This window comes from Agrobacterium sp. NPDC089420 (assembly GCF_044900305.1).
Lineage (GTDB): Bacteria > Pseudomonadota > Alphaproteobacteria > Rhizobiales > Rhizobiaceae > Agrobacterium.
Genome location: NZ_JBJDMY010000006.1, coordinates 276,378 through 295,025, shown reverse-complemented (window position 1 = coordinate 295,025; position 18,648 = coordinate 276,378). Strand labels below are relative to the sequence as shown.

The 18,648-nt window shown below is 60.2% G+C and carries 17 protein-coding genes; 3 read left to right on the top strand and 14 right to left on the bottom strand.

Going from position 1 to position 18,648, the window contains the following annotated elements; genetic code table 11:
* Positions 1–290: 290 nt before the first annotated feature.
* The gene (locus tag ACI2KA_RS12300) at positions 291–2,027 is read left to right on the top strand and encodes a methyl-accepting chemotaxis protein (RefSeq protein ID WP_404502344.1); all 1,737 of its coding nucleotides are present in this window, start codon (positions 291–293) and stop codon (positions 2,025–2,027) included.
* A 43-nt stretch (positions 2,028–2,070) separates the two neighbouring features.
* On the opposite strand, the gene fdhD is transcribed toward ACI2KA_RS12300, so the two are convergent.
* From fdhD to ACI2KA_RS12260, 8 genes are all read right to left on the bottom strand, one after another.
* Complete coding sequence (gene fdhD / locus ACI2KA_RS12295) at positions 2,071–2,835, bottom strand: formate dehydrogenase accessory sulfurtransferase FdhD (protein WP_404502499.1); 765 nt, start codon at positions 2,833–2,835, stop codon at positions 2,071–2,073.
* A gap of 399 nt (positions 2,836–3,234) precedes the next feature.
* The gene (locus ACI2KA_RS12290; protein ID WP_003492358.1) at positions 3,235–3,645 is read right to left on the bottom strand and encodes a F0F1 ATP synthase subunit epsilon; all 411 of its coding nucleotides are present in this window, start codon (positions 3,643–3,645) and stop codon (positions 3,235–3,237) included.
* Between the two features lie 130 nt (positions 3,646–3,775).
* Positions 3,776–5,230 (bottom strand): F0F1 ATP synthase subunit beta, encoded by a 1,455-nt coding sequence (atpD, locus tag ACI2KA_RS12285; RefSeq protein ID WP_404502342.1) that lies wholly within the window; start codon positions 5,228–5,230, stop codon positions 3,776–3,778.
* A 23-nt stretch (positions 5,231–5,253) separates the two neighbouring features.
* Entirely contained in the window at positions 5,254–6,132 is an 879-nt protein-coding gene (locus tag ACI2KA_RS12280) for a F0F1 ATP synthase subunit gamma (protein ID WP_404502340.1), read from the bottom strand.
* A 30-nt stretch (positions 6,133–6,162) separates the two neighbouring features.
* Positions 6,163–7,692: a F0F1 ATP synthase subunit alpha gene (gene atpA, locus ACI2KA_RS12275; protein WP_080836091.1), complete on the bottom strand. Its 1,530-nt coding sequence runs from the start codon at positions 7,690–7,692 to the stop codon at positions 6,163–6,165.
* A complete protein-coding gene (locus ACI2KA_RS12270; RefSeq protein WP_404502337.1) occupies positions 7,692–8,258 on the bottom strand; it encodes a F0F1 ATP synthase subunit delta in 567 nt (188 codons plus the stop codon). The genes atpA and ACI2KA_RS12270 overlap by 1 nt, the downstream gene beginning before the upstream one ends.
* A 261-nt stretch (positions 8,259–8,519) precedes the next feature.
* The gene (locus ACI2KA_RS12265; protein WP_404502335.1) at positions 8,520–8,906 is read right to left on the bottom strand and encodes a phage infection protein; all 387 of its coding nucleotides are present in this window, start codon (positions 8,904–8,906) and stop codon (positions 8,520–8,522) included.
* 77 nt (positions 8,907–8,983) lie between these two features.
* Positions 8,984–11,200, bottom strand: coding sequence for a primosomal protein N' (locus tag ACI2KA_RS12260; protein WP_404502333.1), 2,217 nt, complete (start codon positions 11,198–11,200; stop codon positions 8,984–8,986).
* A 121-nt stretch (positions 11,201–11,321) separates the two neighbouring features.
* Between ACI2KA_RS12260 and ACI2KA_RS12255 the strand changes: the two genes are divergently transcribed.
* Both ACI2KA_RS12255 and ACI2KA_RS12250 read left to right on the top strand, forming a co-directional pair.
* Positions 11,322–12,269, top strand: coding sequence for a tyrosine recombinase XerC (locus ACI2KA_RS12255; protein WP_404502331.1), 948 nt, complete (start codon positions 11,322–11,324; stop codon positions 12,267–12,269).
* Between the two features lie 80 nt (positions 12,270–12,349).
* On the top strand, positions 12,350–13,447 hold the full coding sequence (locus ACI2KA_RS12250) for a TraB/GumN family protein (RefSeq protein ID WP_404502329.1): 1,098 nt from the start codon (positions 12,350–12,352) through the stop codon (positions 13,445–13,447).
* Between the two features lies 1 nt (position 13,448).
* On the opposite strand, the gene ACI2KA_RS12245 is transcribed toward ACI2KA_RS12250, so the two are convergent.
* The 6 genes from ACI2KA_RS12245 to odhB form a co-directional block, all read right to left on the bottom strand.
* Positions 13,449–13,919, bottom strand: coding sequence for a DUF2867 domain-containing protein (locus tag ACI2KA_RS12245; RefSeq protein ID WP_404502497.1), 471 nt, complete (start codon positions 13,917–13,919; stop codon positions 13,449–13,451).
* A 133-nt stretch (positions 13,920–14,052) separates the two neighbouring features.
* A complete protein-coding gene (locus ACI2KA_RS12240; protein ID WP_404502327.1) occupies positions 14,053–14,553 on the bottom strand; it encodes a cytochrome b in 501 nt (166 codons plus the stop codon).
* A gap of 207 nt (positions 14,554–14,760) precedes the next feature.
* Positions 14,761–16,167, bottom strand: coding sequence for a dihydrolipoyl dehydrogenase (gene lpdA / locus ACI2KA_RS12235; RefSeq protein WP_404502325.1), 1,407 nt, complete (start codon positions 16,165–16,167; stop codon positions 14,761–14,763).
* 66 nt (positions 16,168–16,233) lie between these two features.
* Positions 16,234–16,878 carry a LysE family translocator gene (locus tag ACI2KA_RS12230; protein WP_404502323.1) on the bottom strand — a complete coding sequence of 215 codons (645 nt, stop codon included), beginning with the start codon at positions 16,876–16,878 and terminating at the stop codon, positions 16,234–16,236.
* 13 nt (positions 16,879–16,891) lie between these two features.
* Entirely contained in the window at positions 16,892–17,305 is a 414-nt protein-coding gene (locus ACI2KA_RS12225; RefSeq protein WP_404502321.1) for an MAPEG family protein, read from the bottom strand.
* 69 nt (positions 17,306–17,374) lie between these two features.
* Positions 17,375–18,607, bottom strand: coding sequence for a 2-oxoglutarate dehydrogenase complex dihydrolipoyllysine-residue succinyltransferase (odhB, locus tag ACI2KA_RS12220; RefSeq protein ID WP_404502319.1), 1,233 nt, complete (start codon positions 18,605–18,607; stop codon positions 17,375–17,377).
* Positions 18,608–18,648: the final 41 nt, after the last annotated feature.

Here is an 18,648-nt window from a genome sequence, read left to right as displayed (position 1 = left end):
TCTGGTTTTTGCTTTCTACACCCAATAAATAAGAACATTTTAATATTATGAATATCTAATATTAAAAACCAAGGTTCAGCGCCGTACCGGCACGCATCCTGCTGGTCCGAACCCTGACCTGGGCTGACAAAGGAGAAGTGCCTGCATCGCCGCCTTTGGTGGCAAAACCTGTTCGTTGTTCAACATGAGACGGCGCGGACCGCATCCTCTGTGCGGCCAGCCGCGCCGTGGGCCGATATTTCGGGGGACGTCCAATGCTGGGGTTAGGGAAGAGTGCAGATAACCGGAACATGCTCGACGCGATCTCCAGATCGCAGGCGGTCATAGAATTCGATCTCAAAGGAAACATACTCAACGCAAACAAAAATTTCTGCGCGGCACTGGGTTACGACCTCGCCGAAATCGTCGGCAGGCACCACCGCATCTTCTGCGACGGAGATTTTGCCGCCTCGCGCGCCTATCAGGACTTCTGGGAGTCTCTTGCCCGTGGTGAATTTCAGGCCAAGGAATATCGCCGCATCCGCAAGGACGGATCGGTCATCTGGATAGAGGCTTCCTACAATCCCGTTTTCCGCTCCGGTAAACCCTATAAGGTGGTCAAGATCGCGACCGATATAACTGCCAAGAAAATCAGGGCCGTGGAAGACGCCGGCAAGCTGGAGGCGCTTTCCCGCTCCCAGGCCACCATCGAATTTTTTCCCGATGGAACCATCATCACCGCAAATCCGAATTTCTGCGCCACGGTTGACTACGACCTCAAGGAAATCGAGGGCAGGCATCACCGCATGTTCTGTGATCCTGCCTATGCGGCATCGCCCGCCTACGGCAATTTCTGGCCGCGGCTGGCCGCGGGGGAATTCATATCCGACGAATTTGTCCGATACGGCAAGAACGGTAAGGAAATATGGATTCAGGCCGCCTATAATCCCGTGCTGGATGAAACAGGCAAGGTGGTGAAAGTGGTGAAATTCGCCACCGACGTCACCCCGCGCATGAGCGCCATTGGCGTTCTCGCCGATGCCCTGCAGTCGCTGGCCGAGGGCGATCTCGTCCAGCGTCTCGATAACAGCTTCGTGCCCAGCATGGAGAAACTGCGGCAGGACTTCAACGAAGTCGTCGGCAAACTTCAGGCCACCATGCAGACCATCGCCCATAATGCCTCCACCATCGCCTCCGGTTCGGGTGAAATCCGCATCGCCGCCGATCAGCTTTCACAACGCACCGAACAGCAGGCCGCCTCGCTGGAAGAGACGGCGGCGGCACTGGAGGAAATCACCACCACCGTTACCGACGCCAGCCAGCGCGCCGGCGAGGCCGGCAAGCTGGTGCTGCGCACCAAAGAACACGCCGAGCATTCCGGCGATATCGTCCAGCAGGCGATTTCCGCCATGGATGCAATTTCCCGCTCTTCCGGGGAGATCACCAACATCATCGGTGTTATCGACGACATCGCCTTCCAGACCAATCTCCTGGCGTTGAATGCGGGGGTCGAAGCCGCCCGCGCCGGTGAGGCGGGCAAAGGTTTTGCCGTCGTGGCCCAGGAGGTCAGGGAGCTGGCACAGCGTTCCGCCGTTGCGGCCAAGGAAATCAAATCCCTCATCAACACCTCTCGCGAACAGGTCGCCAATGGCGTCGACCTCGTTGGCAGAACGGGCGGTGCCCTTCGCGATATTCAGTCGCAGATGGGAGAGATCGATGCCAATGTCTCGGCCATTGTCGAAGCCTCACGCGAACAGGCGAATGGCCTGAGGGAAATCAATCAGGCCGTCAACGTCATGGACCAGGCGACCCAGAAAAACGCCGCCATGGTGGAGGAAACCACCGCCGCCAGCCATGGCCTCGCCAGTGAAGCGGAAAACCTGCACGAATTGCTGCGGCAGTTCAGAATATCGCGCGAAGCGGCCTTGTCACTCGCCCACCCGGCCGACAGAAAACCGGCCATCGTCACCAGATTGCCGGCGCCGCAGCCACGATATGCCGCATCACGGTCTCAGGTAAATGCAACAGCCGAATGGGCGGAGTTCTAGCCCTGACGAGACCCGAAGGCCGCCGAAAACGGCGGCCCAAACGCTACAGAACGATGCGGTCCTGACGGGTGAAGATTTCAAAATCTTCACCCCGCACCAGAGCGACGAGGGTGACACCCGCCCTTTCGGCCGTTTCGATGGCAAGCGCCGTCGGCGCCGAGATGGCCGCCAGAACCGGGCTGCCGAGAATCGCCGTCTTCTGAACCATCTCCACCGACAGGCGGCTGGTGACGGCCACAATGCCCGCAGGCGAAGAGATGTCCGCGTTGACAACCGCACCTGCCAACTTGTCGAGGGCATTGTGGCGGCCGACATCTTCACGCACGGCAAGTAACCCCTGCTGAGCGCTATAAAAACCTGCACCGTGAACAGCCCGCGTCTCACGATTGAGGCTCTGCGCCTCGCTTAATGCTTTTATTGCCGCGACGATGTCATGGCCTTTGATCGAAAGTTCGACACCGCTCAAATCGGGGACCGTGCGCACGGCCTGTTCGATGGATTCGATACCGCAGAGACCGCAACCGACCGGGCCAGCCATATGCCGCCGCCTTGCCCGCAGGGCATCGGCATTGGCATCCTGCAAATCCACCTGGACATCATAACCTTGCGCGGCTTCGACCACCTCGATGGAGCGGATTTCCGACCGCGCCGATATGATGCCTTCCGTCAGGCTGAAACCGACGGCAAAATCGCTGAGATCGGCCGGACTGGCCATCATCACGGCATGGGTGCTGCCGCCGTAAGAAAAGGCAACCGGCACTTCTTCGGGCACCGCCCGCTCACCCTTGCTCAAGACCCCTTCTCGCAGGGCGGTTCTCGTGATCCTTCGATAACTTGCCTCGGCAGACACCGCGATCCTCCCTGCACGAAAAAAGCCCCGTTGCGCTTGCAGCCAAAAGGGCAGAATTCCTTCCCACCACCACATCTAGCCTATCGTGACAAAAACAGGAATCGGTTTTCCAGCGGGGTCCGCCGAAATGGAATGCGGGATGCGCCGTCGTGCGCTCGGTCATTTTCCACACCTGACGCCAATGCTCGATATTGCGTGGCTGAATCTGAAACAGGGCGAGCCCAACCGGCAGCGTCGCAGCGCAAGCGGACCGGTTTCATCCACCGGACCACGCCCAAAACAAAAAAGCGACCGAAACGGCCGCTTTCTGGTTCGATCTTTTGTGGGCAGTCATTCTTTCGAACCCGCCCGGTTCTTTCAAGCGGCGACGAGAACCTCATGCAGGTTCGTCAGCTCGTAAAGATGCTTCTCGAGCTTGGTCAGATGCTCGTGGTGATGATTGCCCTCTTCGATTTCGGCCTTGGCCGCATCGATGCGCTTCTGCAGCGTATCGGGAGACATGTCATCGGCCGAAACCGCAGATTCGGCGAGAAGCGTGCAGCCGGTCGGCAGAATATCGGCAAAACCACCGAAAACGACATATTTATGGGTCTCGCCCGAGGCGAACTTCACCGTCACCAGACCCGGCTTGATCGTGGTCATCGTCGGCGCGTGATTAGCCAGAACGGTCATTTCACCCAGCGTAGCCGGGATGACGACTTCCGTAACCGTTTCGGAAACGAGCAGACGCTCCGGGGAAACGAGATCGAATTTGAAACTGTCAGCCATGGCAATTCACTTCTTTTCAATTACGCGGGCGTCACGGAGTTGTTGCTTATAATGCCGGCAAAGCCGTTCCGGTTTCGCCACCATCGTCGGCAAGGCGCGCAGCAAAAACCGCGCGCCCGCCAATTCATGATCAGGCAGCCTCGGCAGCCAGCTTCTTCGCCTTTTCGATGGCTTCTTCCATCGAACCGACCATGTAGAAGGCAGCTTCCGGCAGGTTGTCGTATTCGCCGTTGACCAGACCCTTGAAGCCCTTGATCGTGTCTTCGAGCGCAACGAGCTTGCCCGGCGAACCGGTGAAGACTTCGGCGACGAAGAACGGCTGCGACAGGAAACGCTCGATCTTGCGGGCGCGGGCAACCGTCAGCTTGTCTTCTTCCGACAGTTCGTCCATGCCGAGGATGGCGATGATGTCCTGAAGCGACTTGTAGCGCTGCAGGGTCGACTGCACCTTACGAGCCACTTCGTAATGCTCTTCGCCAACGATCATCGGGTCGAGCATGCGCGAGGTGGAGTCGAGCGGGTCAACAGCCGGGTAAATACCCTTTTCAGCGATCGAACGCGACAGAACCGTCGTTGCGTCAAGATGCGCAAACGAGGTGGCCGGCGCCGGGTCGGTCAAGTCGTCGGCGGGAACGTAAATCGCCTGAACCGAGGTGATAGAACCCTTGTTCGTGGTGGTGATGCGTTCCTGCATCTGGCCCATATCGGTTGCGAGCGTCGGCTGATAGCCCACGGCCGAAGGAATACGGCCGAGCAGAGCCGACACTTCCGAACCAGCCTGCGTGAAGCGGAAGATGTTGTCCACGAAGAACAGAACGTCCTGGCCTTCGTCACGGAAGTTTTCAGCGATCGTCAGACCGGTCAGAGCGACGCGGGCGCGGGCACCCGGCGGTTCGTTCATCTGGCCGTAAACCAGCGCGGCCTTGGAGCCTTCGCCGCCGCCGAGCTTGTTGACGTTCGACTCGATCATTTCGTGATAAAGGTCGTTGCCTTCGCGGGTACGTTCACCCACACCGGCGAATACCGAATAACCACCATGCGCCTTGGCGACGTTGTTGATCAGTTCCATGATGAGAACGGTCTTGCCAACGCCGGCGCCGCCGAACAGGCCGATCTTGCCGCCCTTGGCGTAAGGTGCGAGAAGGTCGACCACCTTGATGCCGGTGACGAGGATCTGTGCTTCGGTCGACTGTTCGACGTAAGCAGGTGCGTCCTGGTGGATGGCGCGCTTGGAAGCGGTGACGATCGGACCGGCTTCATCAACCGGTTCGCCGATGACGTTCATGATACGGCCGAGCGTTTCCGGCCCAACCGGAACGGAGATCGGAGCGCCGGTGTTCGAAACGCTCTGACCGCGAACCAGACCTTCGGTCGAGTCCATGGCAATGGTGCGAACGACGTTTTCACCGAGGTGCTGCGCGACTTCCAGAACCAGGCGATTGCCGTTGTTCTCGGTTTCGAGCGCGTTCAGGATCGGAGGCAGTTCGCCTTCGAACGCCACGTCGACAACAGCGCCGATAACCTGGGTAACCTTGCCCGCGCCGTTCACCGCTGCGGTTTTCTTGGGGGTAGCTGCCTTAGCCATTATCCTTACCCTCTTTCCTTACCTCAGAGCGCTTCCGCGCCCGAAATGATTTCAATGAGTTCCTTGGTGATCTGAGCCTGACGCTGACGGTTGTAGGACAAGGTCAGCTTGTTGATCATCTCACCGGCATTGCGCGTTGCATTGTCCATCGCGCTCATCTTGGCGCCCATTTCACCGGCAACGTTTTCGAGCAGAGCCCGGAAAACCTGAACCGAAATGTTGCGCGGAATAAGGTCTTCCAGAATAGAAGCCGCATCCGGCTCGTATTCGTAGACGGCGTTCTGCGTCGCCTCATCCTCTTCCACAACGGGCGTTGCGGCCGGAATGAGCTGCAGGCCGGTCGGGATCTGGCTGATGACGGACTTGAATTCCGAATAGATCAGCGTGCAGACATCGAACTCACCCGCGTTGAAGAGCGAGATCACCTTCTTGGCGATCTGGTCGGCATTTTCGAAACCGACCTTCTTCACGTCACGCAATTCGATGCGCTCGATGATATTGGCTGCAAACTCGCGGCGAAGGCTGTCGTAACCCTTCTTGCCGACCGTGATGATCTTGACCGTCTTGCCTTCCGAAATCAGCTTGCGGGCGTGATCGCGGGCAAAACGGGCGATTTGCGAGTTGAAACCGCCGCAAAGTCCACGTTCAGCCGTGCAGACGACGAGCAGGTGCACGTCGTCCTTGCCGGTGCCGGTCATCAGCGCCGGAGCGACGTCCGCCTCGACCGCCTTGGCGATATTGGCGAGAACGGCGCTCATGCGCTGAGAATAAGGCCGGGCGGCCTCCGCAGCTTCCTGGGCGCGCCGAAGCTTCGCCGCGGCGACCATTTTCATCGCCTTGGTAATCTTCTGCGTCGCCTTCACGGAGGCAATGCGGTTTTTCAGATCCTTTAGTGAAGGCATCCGTTATCCGTCCGAGTAAAAGAGCCCTGATTACGAGAAAGACTTGGCGAAGTTATCAAGAGCGCCCTTGAGCTTGCCCTTGGTATCGTCGCTGATAGACTTTTCCGTGCGGATGGTGTCGAGGATCGCCTTGCCTTCCGAGCGGAGGTAGGAGAGCAGACCCTGCTCGAACTTGCCGACCTGTGCGACCGGGATCTTGTCGAGATAGCCGTTGACACCGGCGAAGATCACCGCGACCTGTTCTTCCGTCTTGAGCGGAGAGAACTGCGGCTGCTTCAGAAGTTCGGTCAGACGGGCACCGCGGTTGAGCAAGCGCTGCGTGGAAGCGTCAAGGTCCGAGCCGAACTGGGCGAAGGCGGCCATTTCGCGATACTGGGCGAGTTCACCCTTGATCGAACCGGCAACCTGCTTCATCGCCTTGATCTGGGCGGCGGAGCCAACGCGCGAAACCGACAGACCGACGTTAACGGCCGGGCGGATACCCTGGTAGAACAGGTCGGTTTCCAGGAAGATCTGGCCGTCGGTGATCGAGATCACGTTGGTCGGAATGAAGGCCGAAACGTCGTTACCCTGGGTTTCGATGACCGGCAGAGCCGTCAGCGAACCAGCGCCCATTTCGTCGGAGAGCTTTGCAGCACGCTCGAGAAGACGGGAATGCAGGTAGAAAACGTCGCCCGGATAGGCTTCGCGGCCCGGCGGGCGGCGCAGCAGAAGCGACATCTGACGATAGGCAACGGCCTGCTTGGAAAGGTCGTCATAACCGATGAGAGCGTGCTTGCCGTTGTCACGGAAGTACTCGCCCATGGCGCAACCGGCAAACGGAGCGAGGTACTGCATCGGAGCCGGGTCGGAAGCGGTCGCAGCAACGATGATCGAGTACTGCAGCGCGCCGCGCTCTTCCAGAACCTTCACGAACTGGGCAACGGTCGAACGCTTCTGACCGATAGCGACGTAGACGCAATAAAGCTTGTCGCCGTCAGGACCATTGTCGTGAATGGCCTTCTGGTTCAGGATCGTGTCGAGAATGATCGCGGTCTTGCCGGTCTGGCGGTCGCCGATGACGAGCTCGCGCTGGCCGCGGCCAACCGGGATGAGGGCGTCGATAGCCTTGAGACCGGTCGACATCGGCTCATGAACCGACTTGCGCGGAATGATGCCGGGAGCCTTGACGTCAACGCGCGAACGCTTGGCGGCGTTGATCGGGCCTTTGCCGTCGATCGGGTTGCCGAGCGCATCAACGACGCGGCCGAGCAGTTCCGGACCAACGGGAACGTCAACGATAGCGCCAGTCCGCTTTACGGTGTCGCCTTCCTTAATGTCACGGTCCGAACCGAAGATAACCACACCGACATTGTCGGCTTCGAGGTTGAGCGCCATGCCGCGGATGCCGCCGGGAAACTCGACCATTTCGCCGGCCTGAACATTGTCGAGGCCATAAACGCGGGCGATACCGTCACCGACGGACAGCACCTGACCGACTTCGGAGACTTCCGCCTCGTTGCCGAAATTTTTGATTTGATCTTTCAGAATTGCGGAAATTTCCGCGGCGCGGATATCCATCAGCCAACCTCTTTCAGTGCAAGCTTAAGGGTGGAAAGTTTGGTGCGAAGAGACGTATCGATCTGGCGAGAGCCGACCTTGACGATCAGGCCGCCGAGGATCGACGGATCGACGGTAACGGAAATCGTCACATCCTTGCCGGTAACGCTCTTCAGCGCCGCTTTCAGTTCAGTTTCCTGCGCCTCGTCGAGCGCATGTGCCGAGGTGACCTCGGCGGTGATTTCGCCGCGGTGGGCAGCGGCAATGGCACGGTAGGCGCGGATCATGCCGGGAACGGCAAAGAGACGGCGGTTATTCGCGACGACCTTGAGGAAATTGACAGCAAGACCGGCAATGCCGGCTTTCTCGCAGATCGCGGTGATTGCCTTAAACTGATCCTCGGCGGAAAACACCGGGCTCGCAACCAGACGCTTCAAATCGTCGCTTTCGTCGAGAAGTGCACCGAACTTGTCCAGATCGGCTCCAACCGCTTCAACCGCACCCGCTTCCAAAGCAAGCTCGAAAAGCGACGACGCATACCTTTCCGCTACACCGGATGTTCCCTGGGAGGTATCTGCCACGGGCACTTTTTCCCTGCTAATCGTCCAAGACCATCAGCGATGGGGTTCCACCGCATCAAATTCTTGAAATCGTTTCAATTTCCCCGAAAAAGACCGGAATTCCCCCCTGCCTTTTCCCAATTTCGCGGTCCGTCTAGCATAGGACGCCGGGACTCGCAACACGCGTAATAGCGGAAAGCGCCGTTTGGGCAAGGGGGAATGCGTTTAAATTTTCCGATTTCGCTCGGGATGCGGCATCTGTGCGGCACAAAAGCCAAAAAGCCCGCTTCAGACCAGCCCGAAGACGTAGCTCAACGCGAGTGCGGACAGCAGAAAGTGCACAACCAGAAGTAAGAAATTCCGCATGGTTGCGCCACCATCCGACAATATGGAGAGAATGCCGCCGAACACGCTGAGGCCGAACGCCGCACCAAAGGCAAGATAGACCATCGGCTGCGCGAGAAGCAGGGCCGCCGCACCGAGACCGAGATAGAACCCGGCAAGCGAAGAGCGTACCAGCGCGTAACCATCCTTTCGCTCGCCGGCCGGCTGAAGTCCGAAGGCGCGGAGCGTCGCGCCCGGCGCGAACATGAAAAACAGGCCCATCACGGCCGATACCGCCGCCGCGCCAAAAGCCAGCTGCTCGCCGAACTCGGCAGGAAAATAAAACTCCATCGCCTTCCCCAAATCATTCTGTTGCCTGCAGGCGTTATGACACGCCCATGACGGCGGGAAAACGCCCATTGGCAAAGTCAAAGGAAACTTTGCGGATCGATGTCGAGTTGCACATGGACGCTACCCCGCTCCTTCGGCCCGTTGGCCAGCACCGTGCGCAGGAAAGACTGCATGTCGGAATTGCGCCGCCCGTGCACGAGCAGGCGAAAACGATGGCGGCCGCGGATCAGCGCCAGCGGCGCTTCCGCCGGGCCGAGCAGCATGATGCCGGTGACCTGCGGGGCAGCGGCCCGCAATCCGCGAGCATGGGTTTCGGCCTCTCCGCGCGTATCGGCGGAGACGATGATCGAGGCGAGCCGCCCGAAAGGCGGTAGAACGGCCTTTTCCCGCTCGACAATCTCCCTCTCGTAAAAGGCCGAAGCGTCACCGGAGACGATCGCCTGCATGACGGGATGCTGCGGCTGGTAGGTCTGCAGCAGGCCATGGCTCTTCAACCCCGTTCGCCCGGCACGCCCCGTCACCTGCGAAAGCAGCTGGAAGGTTCGCTCCGCCGCGCGCGGATCGCCATTGGCAAGGCCGAGATCGGCATCGACGATGCCGACAAGGGTCATCAGGGGGAAGTTATGCCCCTTGGCGACCAGCTGCGTGCCGATGACGATATCCGCCTCGCCCTTGACGATCGCCTCCAGCTCCAGCCGCAGCCGCTTGACGCCCATGAGATCGGAGGAAAGTACGATGGTGCGGGCCTCGGGGAAATGTTTCTCCACCTCCTCGGCAATGCGCTCCACACCCGGCCCGCAAGCGACCAGATGATCGAAGGTTCCGCACTCCGGGCAATGATCCGGCGTCGGCTCGTTGTGGCCGCATTGGTGGCACTGCAGTTGATTGCGGAAACGGTGCTCCACCAGCCAGCTGGAACATTGCGGGCACTGGAAGCGGTGGCCGCAAACCCGGCAGAGCGTCAGCGGCGCATAACCGCGGCGATTGAGGAAGAGCAGTGCTTGCTCGCCCTTTTCGATGGTCTTGCCGATGCCGCGCAGCAGGACGGGTGAAAGGAACCCTCCACGTTCCGGCGGATGGCGGCGCATGTCGACGAGATGCAGGTCGGGCATTGCCGCATCGCCGAAGCGCGTATGCAGGTGAATGGTGTTGTAACGCCCCGAACTGCCGTTGACCTGGCTTTCCACCGACGGCGTGGCCGAGACCAGCACGACAGGGAATTCCGCGATCCGGGCTCTCACCACCGCCATATCACGGGCATTATAATAGACGCGGTCCTCCTGTTTATAGGCCGGGTCATGCTCTTCGTCGACAATGATCAGACCGAGATTGTCGAAGGGCAGGAAAAGCGCCGAGCGGGCGCCGGCCACCACCTTCACCTCGCCCGTCACCGCCTGCCGCCAGACCTTTTCACGCATGCGCGGCGACAGATCCGAGTGCCATTCCGCCGGTTTCGCACCAAAACGGTCTTGAAAACGCTCCAGAAACGCCGCCGTCAGCGCGATTTCCGGCAGCAGGATAAGGACCTGCCTGCCCTGTCTCAGCGTTTCGGCCACCGCCTCGAAATAAACCTCTGTCTTGCCCGACCCCGTCACACCGTCGATCAGCGAAACCGAAAACCCGCCCTTGCGCACATCGTCGAGTATCTCCGAAGCGGCCTGTTTCTGAGGACCTTCCAGTCGCGGCTCCACATAGTCGGGATCGGGCTCGGCAACCACCGGCGGCGCCGGCAGGAAAACCGTCTCGAACACGCCCTGCTTGACGAGACCGTCGATGACGCTGGTCGAAACCCCGGCGGCATGGGCGAGCCCGCTTTTCGTCCAGCCGTGTCCTTCGGCCGCCAGCTCCATCACCCGCTCGCGGGCGGGGGTCAGGCGCTCGGGCCGACCTTCGGTCAGCCGCAGTCCCTCGATCATCGGCTCGGGATCGAAGGCGGCCGGCGCTCTGAGCGCCATGCGCGCCACCAGGCCGGGCGGAGACAGCGTATAGGCGGCGACCCAGTCGACGAAGCGGCGCATCTCCGCCTTCAGCGGCGGGCATTCGAAACTCTTGGTGATGGGCCGCAATTTCTTCGGATCGACGCCCTTCTCGGCGACATCGTCCCAAACCACGCCGAAGACCTGCCGGGGACCGAGCGGCACCTGCACGACGGAACCGGTCTCCACCACCATATCCTCGGGCACGGCGTAGCTGTAAGGTCCCGGCGCCGGCATTGGTACGAGAACGGGCACCGTGCGCGTGAGCGACGGCGGGTCGAACAGAGCCCCAAACAGATCGGACGAATCTTTTGCCATGATGTGGCGACCATGCCCCGGCGAGATGAAAAAGGGAACCGCCCGCATGTAGTGGGCGCATCTTGCAAAGTCCATCTCTTAACCAAATGCTGACCATAAGGGCATAGCTTTGGAGCATGGAATGGAGCACACCGTGACCGAAATCCTGACATTTGCTCAACCCGATCTTTTGAACGAACGCCAGTCCTGGCTCACCGCCCTTGCCGGAGAACGCCGGCTTTCGGACAACACCGTAGAGGCCTATGAACGCGACACACGCCAGTTCCTGACATTCCTCACCGGCTACGTCGGCAGGCCCGCAGCCATCGCGGACATAGCCGATCTGCGCCCGGTCGATCTTCGCGCCTTTCTGGCCCACAGACGCAAGGAAGGTGCCGGCGCGCGGTCGCTGGGCAGGCATCTGGCCGGCCTGCGTTCCCTGCTCCGCCATCTGCAGAAAAAGGGCCTCGTCAACGCGGCCGGCGCCACCGCCATGCGCGCGCCAAAACAGCCGAAATCCCTGCCGAAACCGCTGACCGACCGGCAGGCGCTGAAGATCACCACGGCCGAGGCCCAATTGAACGAAGAACCGTGGATCGCCGCGCGGAATGCGGCAGTTCTTTCCCTGCTTTATGGCTGCGGCCTTCGTATTTCCGAGGCGCTCGATCTTACACCGGCCGATTTTTCGCCCGGCGCCCGCAGCCTGCGCATCACCGGCAAGGGCAACAAGACGCGTATCGTGCCGCTGCTGGCGGTGGTCACGGAAGCCGTCGATACCTATAAGAGGCTATGCCCGTATGCTCTGGTTGCGGATGCGCCCCTCTTCCTTGGCGCACGCGGTGGCAAACTTCAACCCGCCATCATCCAGCGGGAAATGCAGAAGCTGCGTGGCGCTTTCGGGCTGCCGGAAAACGCCACGCCGCATGCGTTGCGCCATTCCTTCGCCACTCATCTTCTGGCCGGCGGCGGAGACCTGCGCACCATTCAGGAGCTGCTTGGCCATGCCAGCCTCTCCACCACCCAGATCTACACCGGCGTCGATACCGCGAGATTGCTGGAAATCTACGACAATGCCCATCCGCGCGCGTGAGGCAGGAAATGCTTAACCATAAACATTAACCAGACATCCAAGCCGCCGTTCTATAAGCGAAGCAGAACCGGATTGGACCGATGCACAGCCTGATAAAGCCACACAACCTCACCGCCACCCTGATGGGAAAGACCGGCGACGCCTTGCTCTGGCTGCTCGCGGCCCTGCATGTCACGGCCGTTGCCATCCTGCTCATGACTTTGCTGTCGCTCAGTGAAGCGGAAGCAGCAGAACAACAGATCACCTGCACGGGCAGCGACATTCTCGTGGACATGCGCAAGACCGATCCGCAGGCCTTTGCCAGGATCGAGCAGGAAGCCGCCGCGATCCCGAACGGCAAGGGCAACTTCTGGCGCATCGAAAAGGCCGGAACGGACCCGTCCTATCTTCTCGGCACCATGCATGTCACCGATCCGCGCGTGCTGGAAATGCCTGCCGCCGCTGGCCCCGCCTTTGAAAAAGCCGCAACGGTGATCGTGGAATCGGACGAAATCGTCGATGACAAGAAGGTTGCGGCATCGCTGCTGAGCAAACCGGAACTCACCATGTTTCTGGATGGCAGGTCGATCACCGACATTCTGTCGGCCGATAATGTCGCGCGACTGGAAAAGGGCCTCAAAGAGCGCGGCATTCCGCTGAATGCCGTCTCGCGCATGAAACCGTGGATGCTCTCGAGCTTCGTTGCCCTTCCCGCCTGCGAATTCGCCCGCAAGGCCACCGGCCTTTCCTTTCTCGACAAGAAGCTGGCCGAGGATGCGATTGCGGACGGAAAACGTCTCGTCGGGCTGGAAACCATGGTCGAGCAGCTGACGGCCATGTCCGAACTGCCGATGGAGTTCCATCTTCAGGCGCTGATCGAAACGCTGGAACTCGGCGACCGCATGGATGACGTGATGACGACCATGACCGATCTCTACGTCGCCGGCGATATCGGCATGACCATGCCCATGCTCAAAAGCCTGGACCCCGGGAAGGCAGCAACGGAAAGCGAACAGGGCTACGCCGCCTTCGAGCAACGCATCATCACCGACCGCAATCACGTCATGGCGGAACGGGCTACCCCCGAGCTTGCCAGGGGCAATGTCTTCATGGCCGTCGGCGCATTGCATCTGCCCGGTGAGGAGGGCCTGGTCGAACTGCTGCGCGCGGCAGACTTTACCGTCACGCGAGTCGACTGAGTCACTCTGTCCCGATACTCACAAGCCGGACATTGGCGCAGAACGGCCGCATCGTCGCCGGCACGATGCGGCGGTGAAACGGTCCGACGGCAAAAAGATACAGACGTCCGAACAAATTCCTGCGCCTGACGATGGTGGTGACACTCACCAGCTGGCGGCTGTCCTTGTCTTTAAGATCGACGACGATCCGGAAATCGAGATGGCGGTCATCGAAGCCGAGCACCGTCCGATCCGGCGTGGATGACAGAACAGGAAACCCGCCCGCCGCGGCACCCGCCGCCATTTCCACCGTTCTTAGACCAAAAACCGAGACGACACGGTTTCTAACCGCCATCAGGCGACTGATCCATGCCGGAGGATGATCGAAAAGAAGCCTGCTCACCTCAAGCGAGGACGATTCTCGCGTGATCATCTCTCCCTGAAAGCGATCCCGCCAGTCTGCGCCCGGTAATATGTCGTCGCCATCGCACATGCCTGAACCCCAGCCGCCCGATGCGGCAAGGCTCACCATCCTCTTTTCCCGATCGGCCGGAAACGCGACAAACCGCCGCTCCCCGCATGTCCCGCATAAGCGTGAAGCCATATACCGTCTGGCGAGGCCGCCCCTAGCCGTGTGTCATGCGCTTCAGGACATTGGTGCGCCAGTAGAACTGGTGAACCATAACGGCGGCGACATGGCCGACGATCAGCACCCACATCAGCGCCTTGAACGGGCCGGAATGCAGCTGCCCGGCAGCCTGGGCACCAAAATAATAGGCGGCGATACCGGACAGGGGCAGGACGAAAAACAGTGCATAGAAGGTGAAATGCGCCACCTTGGCCGCGATCTGGAACGGTCGCGGCTCTTCGGCGGGATGCGGCGGCACACCCTGGAAGAAGCGCAGACAGAGGCGCAGAACCGCCAGCAGCAGGATGGCAAAGCCGACATAGGCGTGAATATTGGCCGAGGAAATTTGATCCGGCGTCAATGTTTCACCCCGCCGCATCAGCCGGTAGGCATGGGCCATGGCATCGGGAAACAGCAGATTGAAAAAAATCAGAAGCGCCATCGCCCAGTGAATGACGCGCTGCGGAACCGAAAAGGAAACTTGAGTGGAAGACGCCATTTTATTGCCTTTTATCAAAAGGTTAGACAGGCCATGGCGTCAGTATGTTAAACCCCGGCCTGCATGGCAAGCCGGGGTTTGACAGATGGCTGAAATTTAATATTTGCACATCGGCTCCAAACCCCAAGGCGGTTTTCGGGAACCGGCACGCAAACGGCAGTCAGACCGGCAGAACGCTTTCGTTTTCGCTCCGCCGTCCAACCTCGATCACATGTGGATCGGCTTGAAGAATGTCGCCAGCGCCGCTTCCTTCACGGCTTCCGACATGGTGGGGTGTGCATGGCAGGTGCGGCCGAGATCTTCCGAAGAGCCGCCGAATTCCATCAGCACGGTGATCTCGTGGATCATTTCGCCGGCACCGAAGCCGACGATATGGCCGCCGAGAACCCGATCGGTTTCCTTGTCCGCCAGGATTTTCACGAAACCATCCGTTACCTGCATGGCACGCGCGCGGCCATTGGCGGTGAAGGGGAACTTGCCGACCTTGTAGGCGATGCCAGCGGCCTTCAGTTCCTCTTCGGTCTTGCCGACGGACGCCACTTCCGGCTGCGTATAAACAACCGCCGGAATGACGTCGTAATTCACATGGCCACGCTGGCCGGCGAGGATTTCCGCAAGCGCAACGCCCTCGTCTTCCGCCTTGTGCGCCAGCATCGGGCCTTTCACCACGTCGCCGATCGCATAGATGCCGTCGATATTGGTCTTGTAGTGGCCGTCAATCTCAACGCGGCCACGGCTGTCCAGCACGACGCCGGCTTCCGCAAGGCCGAGACCTTCGGTATAAGGCTTGCGGCCGGTGGAGATCAGCACGACGTTTGCTTCCAACGTTTCGGCAGCGCCGCCCTTGACCGGCTCGAACACCACCTTTGCGCCGGCAGCGGTCTTTTCAACAGCCGTCACCCTGGCGCCGAGTTTGAAATCGAGACCCTGCTTGGCGAGCAGACGCTGCGCCTGCTTGGAAACCTCACCGTCCATGCCGCCGAGAATGTTGTCGAGATATTCGACGACGGTGACCTTGGCGCCGAGGCGCGACCAGACCGAACCAAGTTCGAGGCCGATGACGCCGCCACCGACGACGATCAGCTTTTCCGGAACCTTGGAAAGGGCGATGGCACCGGTGGAAGACACGATGACGTTTTCATCGATATCGACCTGAACGCCCGGAATGCCGGCAACGTCGGAACCGGTGGCGATGACGATGTTCTTCGCTTCGATTTCTTGGCTCTCGCCCTTGTCGTTGGTGACGGAGACCTTGCCGGCGGAAACCACCTTGCCGGTGCCCTGGAAAGCATCGATCTTGTTCTTCTTGAACAGGAATGCCACGCCGTCGACATTGGCCTTCACCACGCCGTCCTTGTGGCCCATCATCTTTTCAAGGTTCAGCTTCGGCGCGGCGACTTCGATACCGAGCGAATCGACGCCATGGGCGACGTGGGCAAAGGTTTCGGACGCATGCAGCAGCGCCTTGGAGGGAATGCAGCCGACATTGAGGCAGGTGCCGCCATAGGTTGCGCGCTTTTCGATGACCGCGACCTTGAGGCCGAGCTGTGCCGCCTTGACCGCGCAAACATAACCGCCGGGACCGGTGCCGATTACAACTACATCATATGCCATGTTCTGGTTCCTGCTTTATAGGGGCAAGATATCGGATCATTGCCCAGCTTCCATTTGACCTGAAACTCAGGCCGCTTTTTCCGTTGCGAGTTTTATACCGAGCGCGATGAAGACCACGCCGCTGGTGCGGTCGATCCATTGGCTGGCGCGCTGAAACACAGCGCGCATGCGCGGCGTCGTCATGAACAGGCTAACGCCGACGAACCACAGGATAAGGCAGCTCGCCATGACGAGACCATATCCGAATTTGATACCCACCGGCGTATGCGCGTGAACCACCGTCGAGAAGATCGACAGGAAGAAAAATACCGGTTTGGGATTGAGCGCATTGGCGGCGAAGCCAAGGGTAAAGGCCTTGAGCGCCGTCTGGCCGCTTTTCGCCCGCGCGCCCGTGTCACCTTCCGCCACCGGCAATTCGGTCTTGCCGGCGCGCAGCGCCTTGATGCCGATATAGATCAGATAGGCGACGCCGAGCCATTTGACGATGTTGAAGAGATAGATCGACTGGGAAATGATGAGGCCAAGTCCGAGGATCGTATAGGTGACATGGAACATCAGCGACGTTCCCACGCCGAAGCTTGTGATGATGGCCTGCCTGCGCCCATGCACCATGGCCTGGCGCATGACCATCGCAAGATCGGCGCCGGGAGAGACGATCGCAAAGGCGAAGATCGCCATCAGGGATGCAAGTTCGATGAGATATTGATGCATCGCAAAGCAGCCTTCAGAACATCAGCACGACAAACATGAGCGCCAGCCCAAGCATGGACCCCAGCCACACGAAAGAACGGATGTAAGGGACGCCCACCAGATAAAGCGGAATATAGATCACCCGGCAGATCAGCCAGATCCAGGCGCCGGTGAGCGCCAGACCGGCAGGATCACCCGCCATGATGACACCGAAAGCGAGTGCCAGAAAAGCCGGATATGTTTCCCGGAAATTCGCCGACGCGCGGGAGGCGCGGCCGGAAAGCATGCCCTGCGGCTGCTGGCTGCCATCCCTTGGGCCGGCATTCCATTCCAGCCCGAATTCCCTGGTCGCCGTCATGCCCTGCAGCATGACGTGAAACACGAGCAGAAGAACGCTTAGACCGATGAGCGACAGAAAAGGGGACGCGGCAAGAAATGTCGGCTGCACATCTGCTCTCCAGGTGGTCTTTCAGCGGGGCTTCACTTGAAACCCCGCCGCAAGGAAAAGCAAGAGCGATTAGAGATCGAGAACCAGACGTTCGGGATCTTCGAGGCTCTCCTTGACGCGGACGAGGAAGGTCACGGCTTCCTTGCCGTCAACGATACGGTGATCGTAGGAGAGCGCAAGATACATCATCGGACGGATGACGACCTGACCGCCGATGGCGACCGGGCGCTCCTGGATCTTGTGCATGCCGAGAATGCCCGACTGCGGCGCATTGAGGATCGGCGAAGACATCAGCGAACCGTAGACACCGCCATTGGTGATGGTGAAGGTGCCGCCCTGCATGTCGGCCATGCCGAGCGAACCGTCACGCGCCGCCTTGGCGAGGCGGCCGAGTTCCTTTTCGACGCCGGCGATGGAGAGCTGGTCGGCATCGCGGATCACCGGAACGACGAGACCCTTGTCGGTGCCGACAGCCATGCCGACGTGACAATAGTTCTTGTAGATGATGTCCGTGCCGTCGATTTCAGCGTTGACGGCGGGCAGTTCCTTCAGCGCGTGGGTCACGGCCTTGGTGAAGAAGCCCATGAAGCCGAGCTTGACGCCGTGCTTCTTCTCGAACACGTCCTTGTAGCGGTTACGCAGGTCCATGACCGCGCTCATGTCCACCTCGTTATAGGTGGTGAGCATGGCGGCGGTGTTCTGCGCATCCTTCAGGCGACGGGCGATCGTCTGGCGCAGGCGGGTCATCTTCACGCGCTCTTCGCGAACCTGGTCCTGCTCGGCGGAAACCGGACGGGGTGCAGCGGCCGGAGCCGGAGCGGCGGCGGGAGCCGAAACGCCCTTGGCGACAGCAGCGAGAACATCGCCCTTCAGAACCTGGCCGCGCTTGCCCGAACCGTCGACCTGATCGGCAGACAGGTTGTTTTCAGCCAGCAGCTTGCCGGCGGCGGGTGCCGGCGGCATGGAGCCGGTTGCCGGTGCGGCAACGGCGGCAGGCGCCGATGCAGCCGCCGCAGCAGGCTTTGCCGACTCGGCAGCCGGAGCGGAGGTCGCAGCGCCGGCAGCACCTTCGGCGATCTGGCCGAGAAGCGCGTCGAGCCCGACGGTCTCGCCGTTCTGCGCCACGATTTCGGTGAGAACGCCGGACGCAGGCGCCGGGACTTCGACGGTAACCTTGTCGGTTTCCAGTTCAACGAGCGGTTCGTCGGCCTTGACGGTATCGCCGACCTTCTTGAACCAGGTTCCGACGGTCGCTTCGCTGACGGATTCGCCGAGGGTTGGTACGCGGATTTCAGTGGCCATGATCTAGTTCCGTTATTCAGGTGTCTTTTTTACAGGGGCGA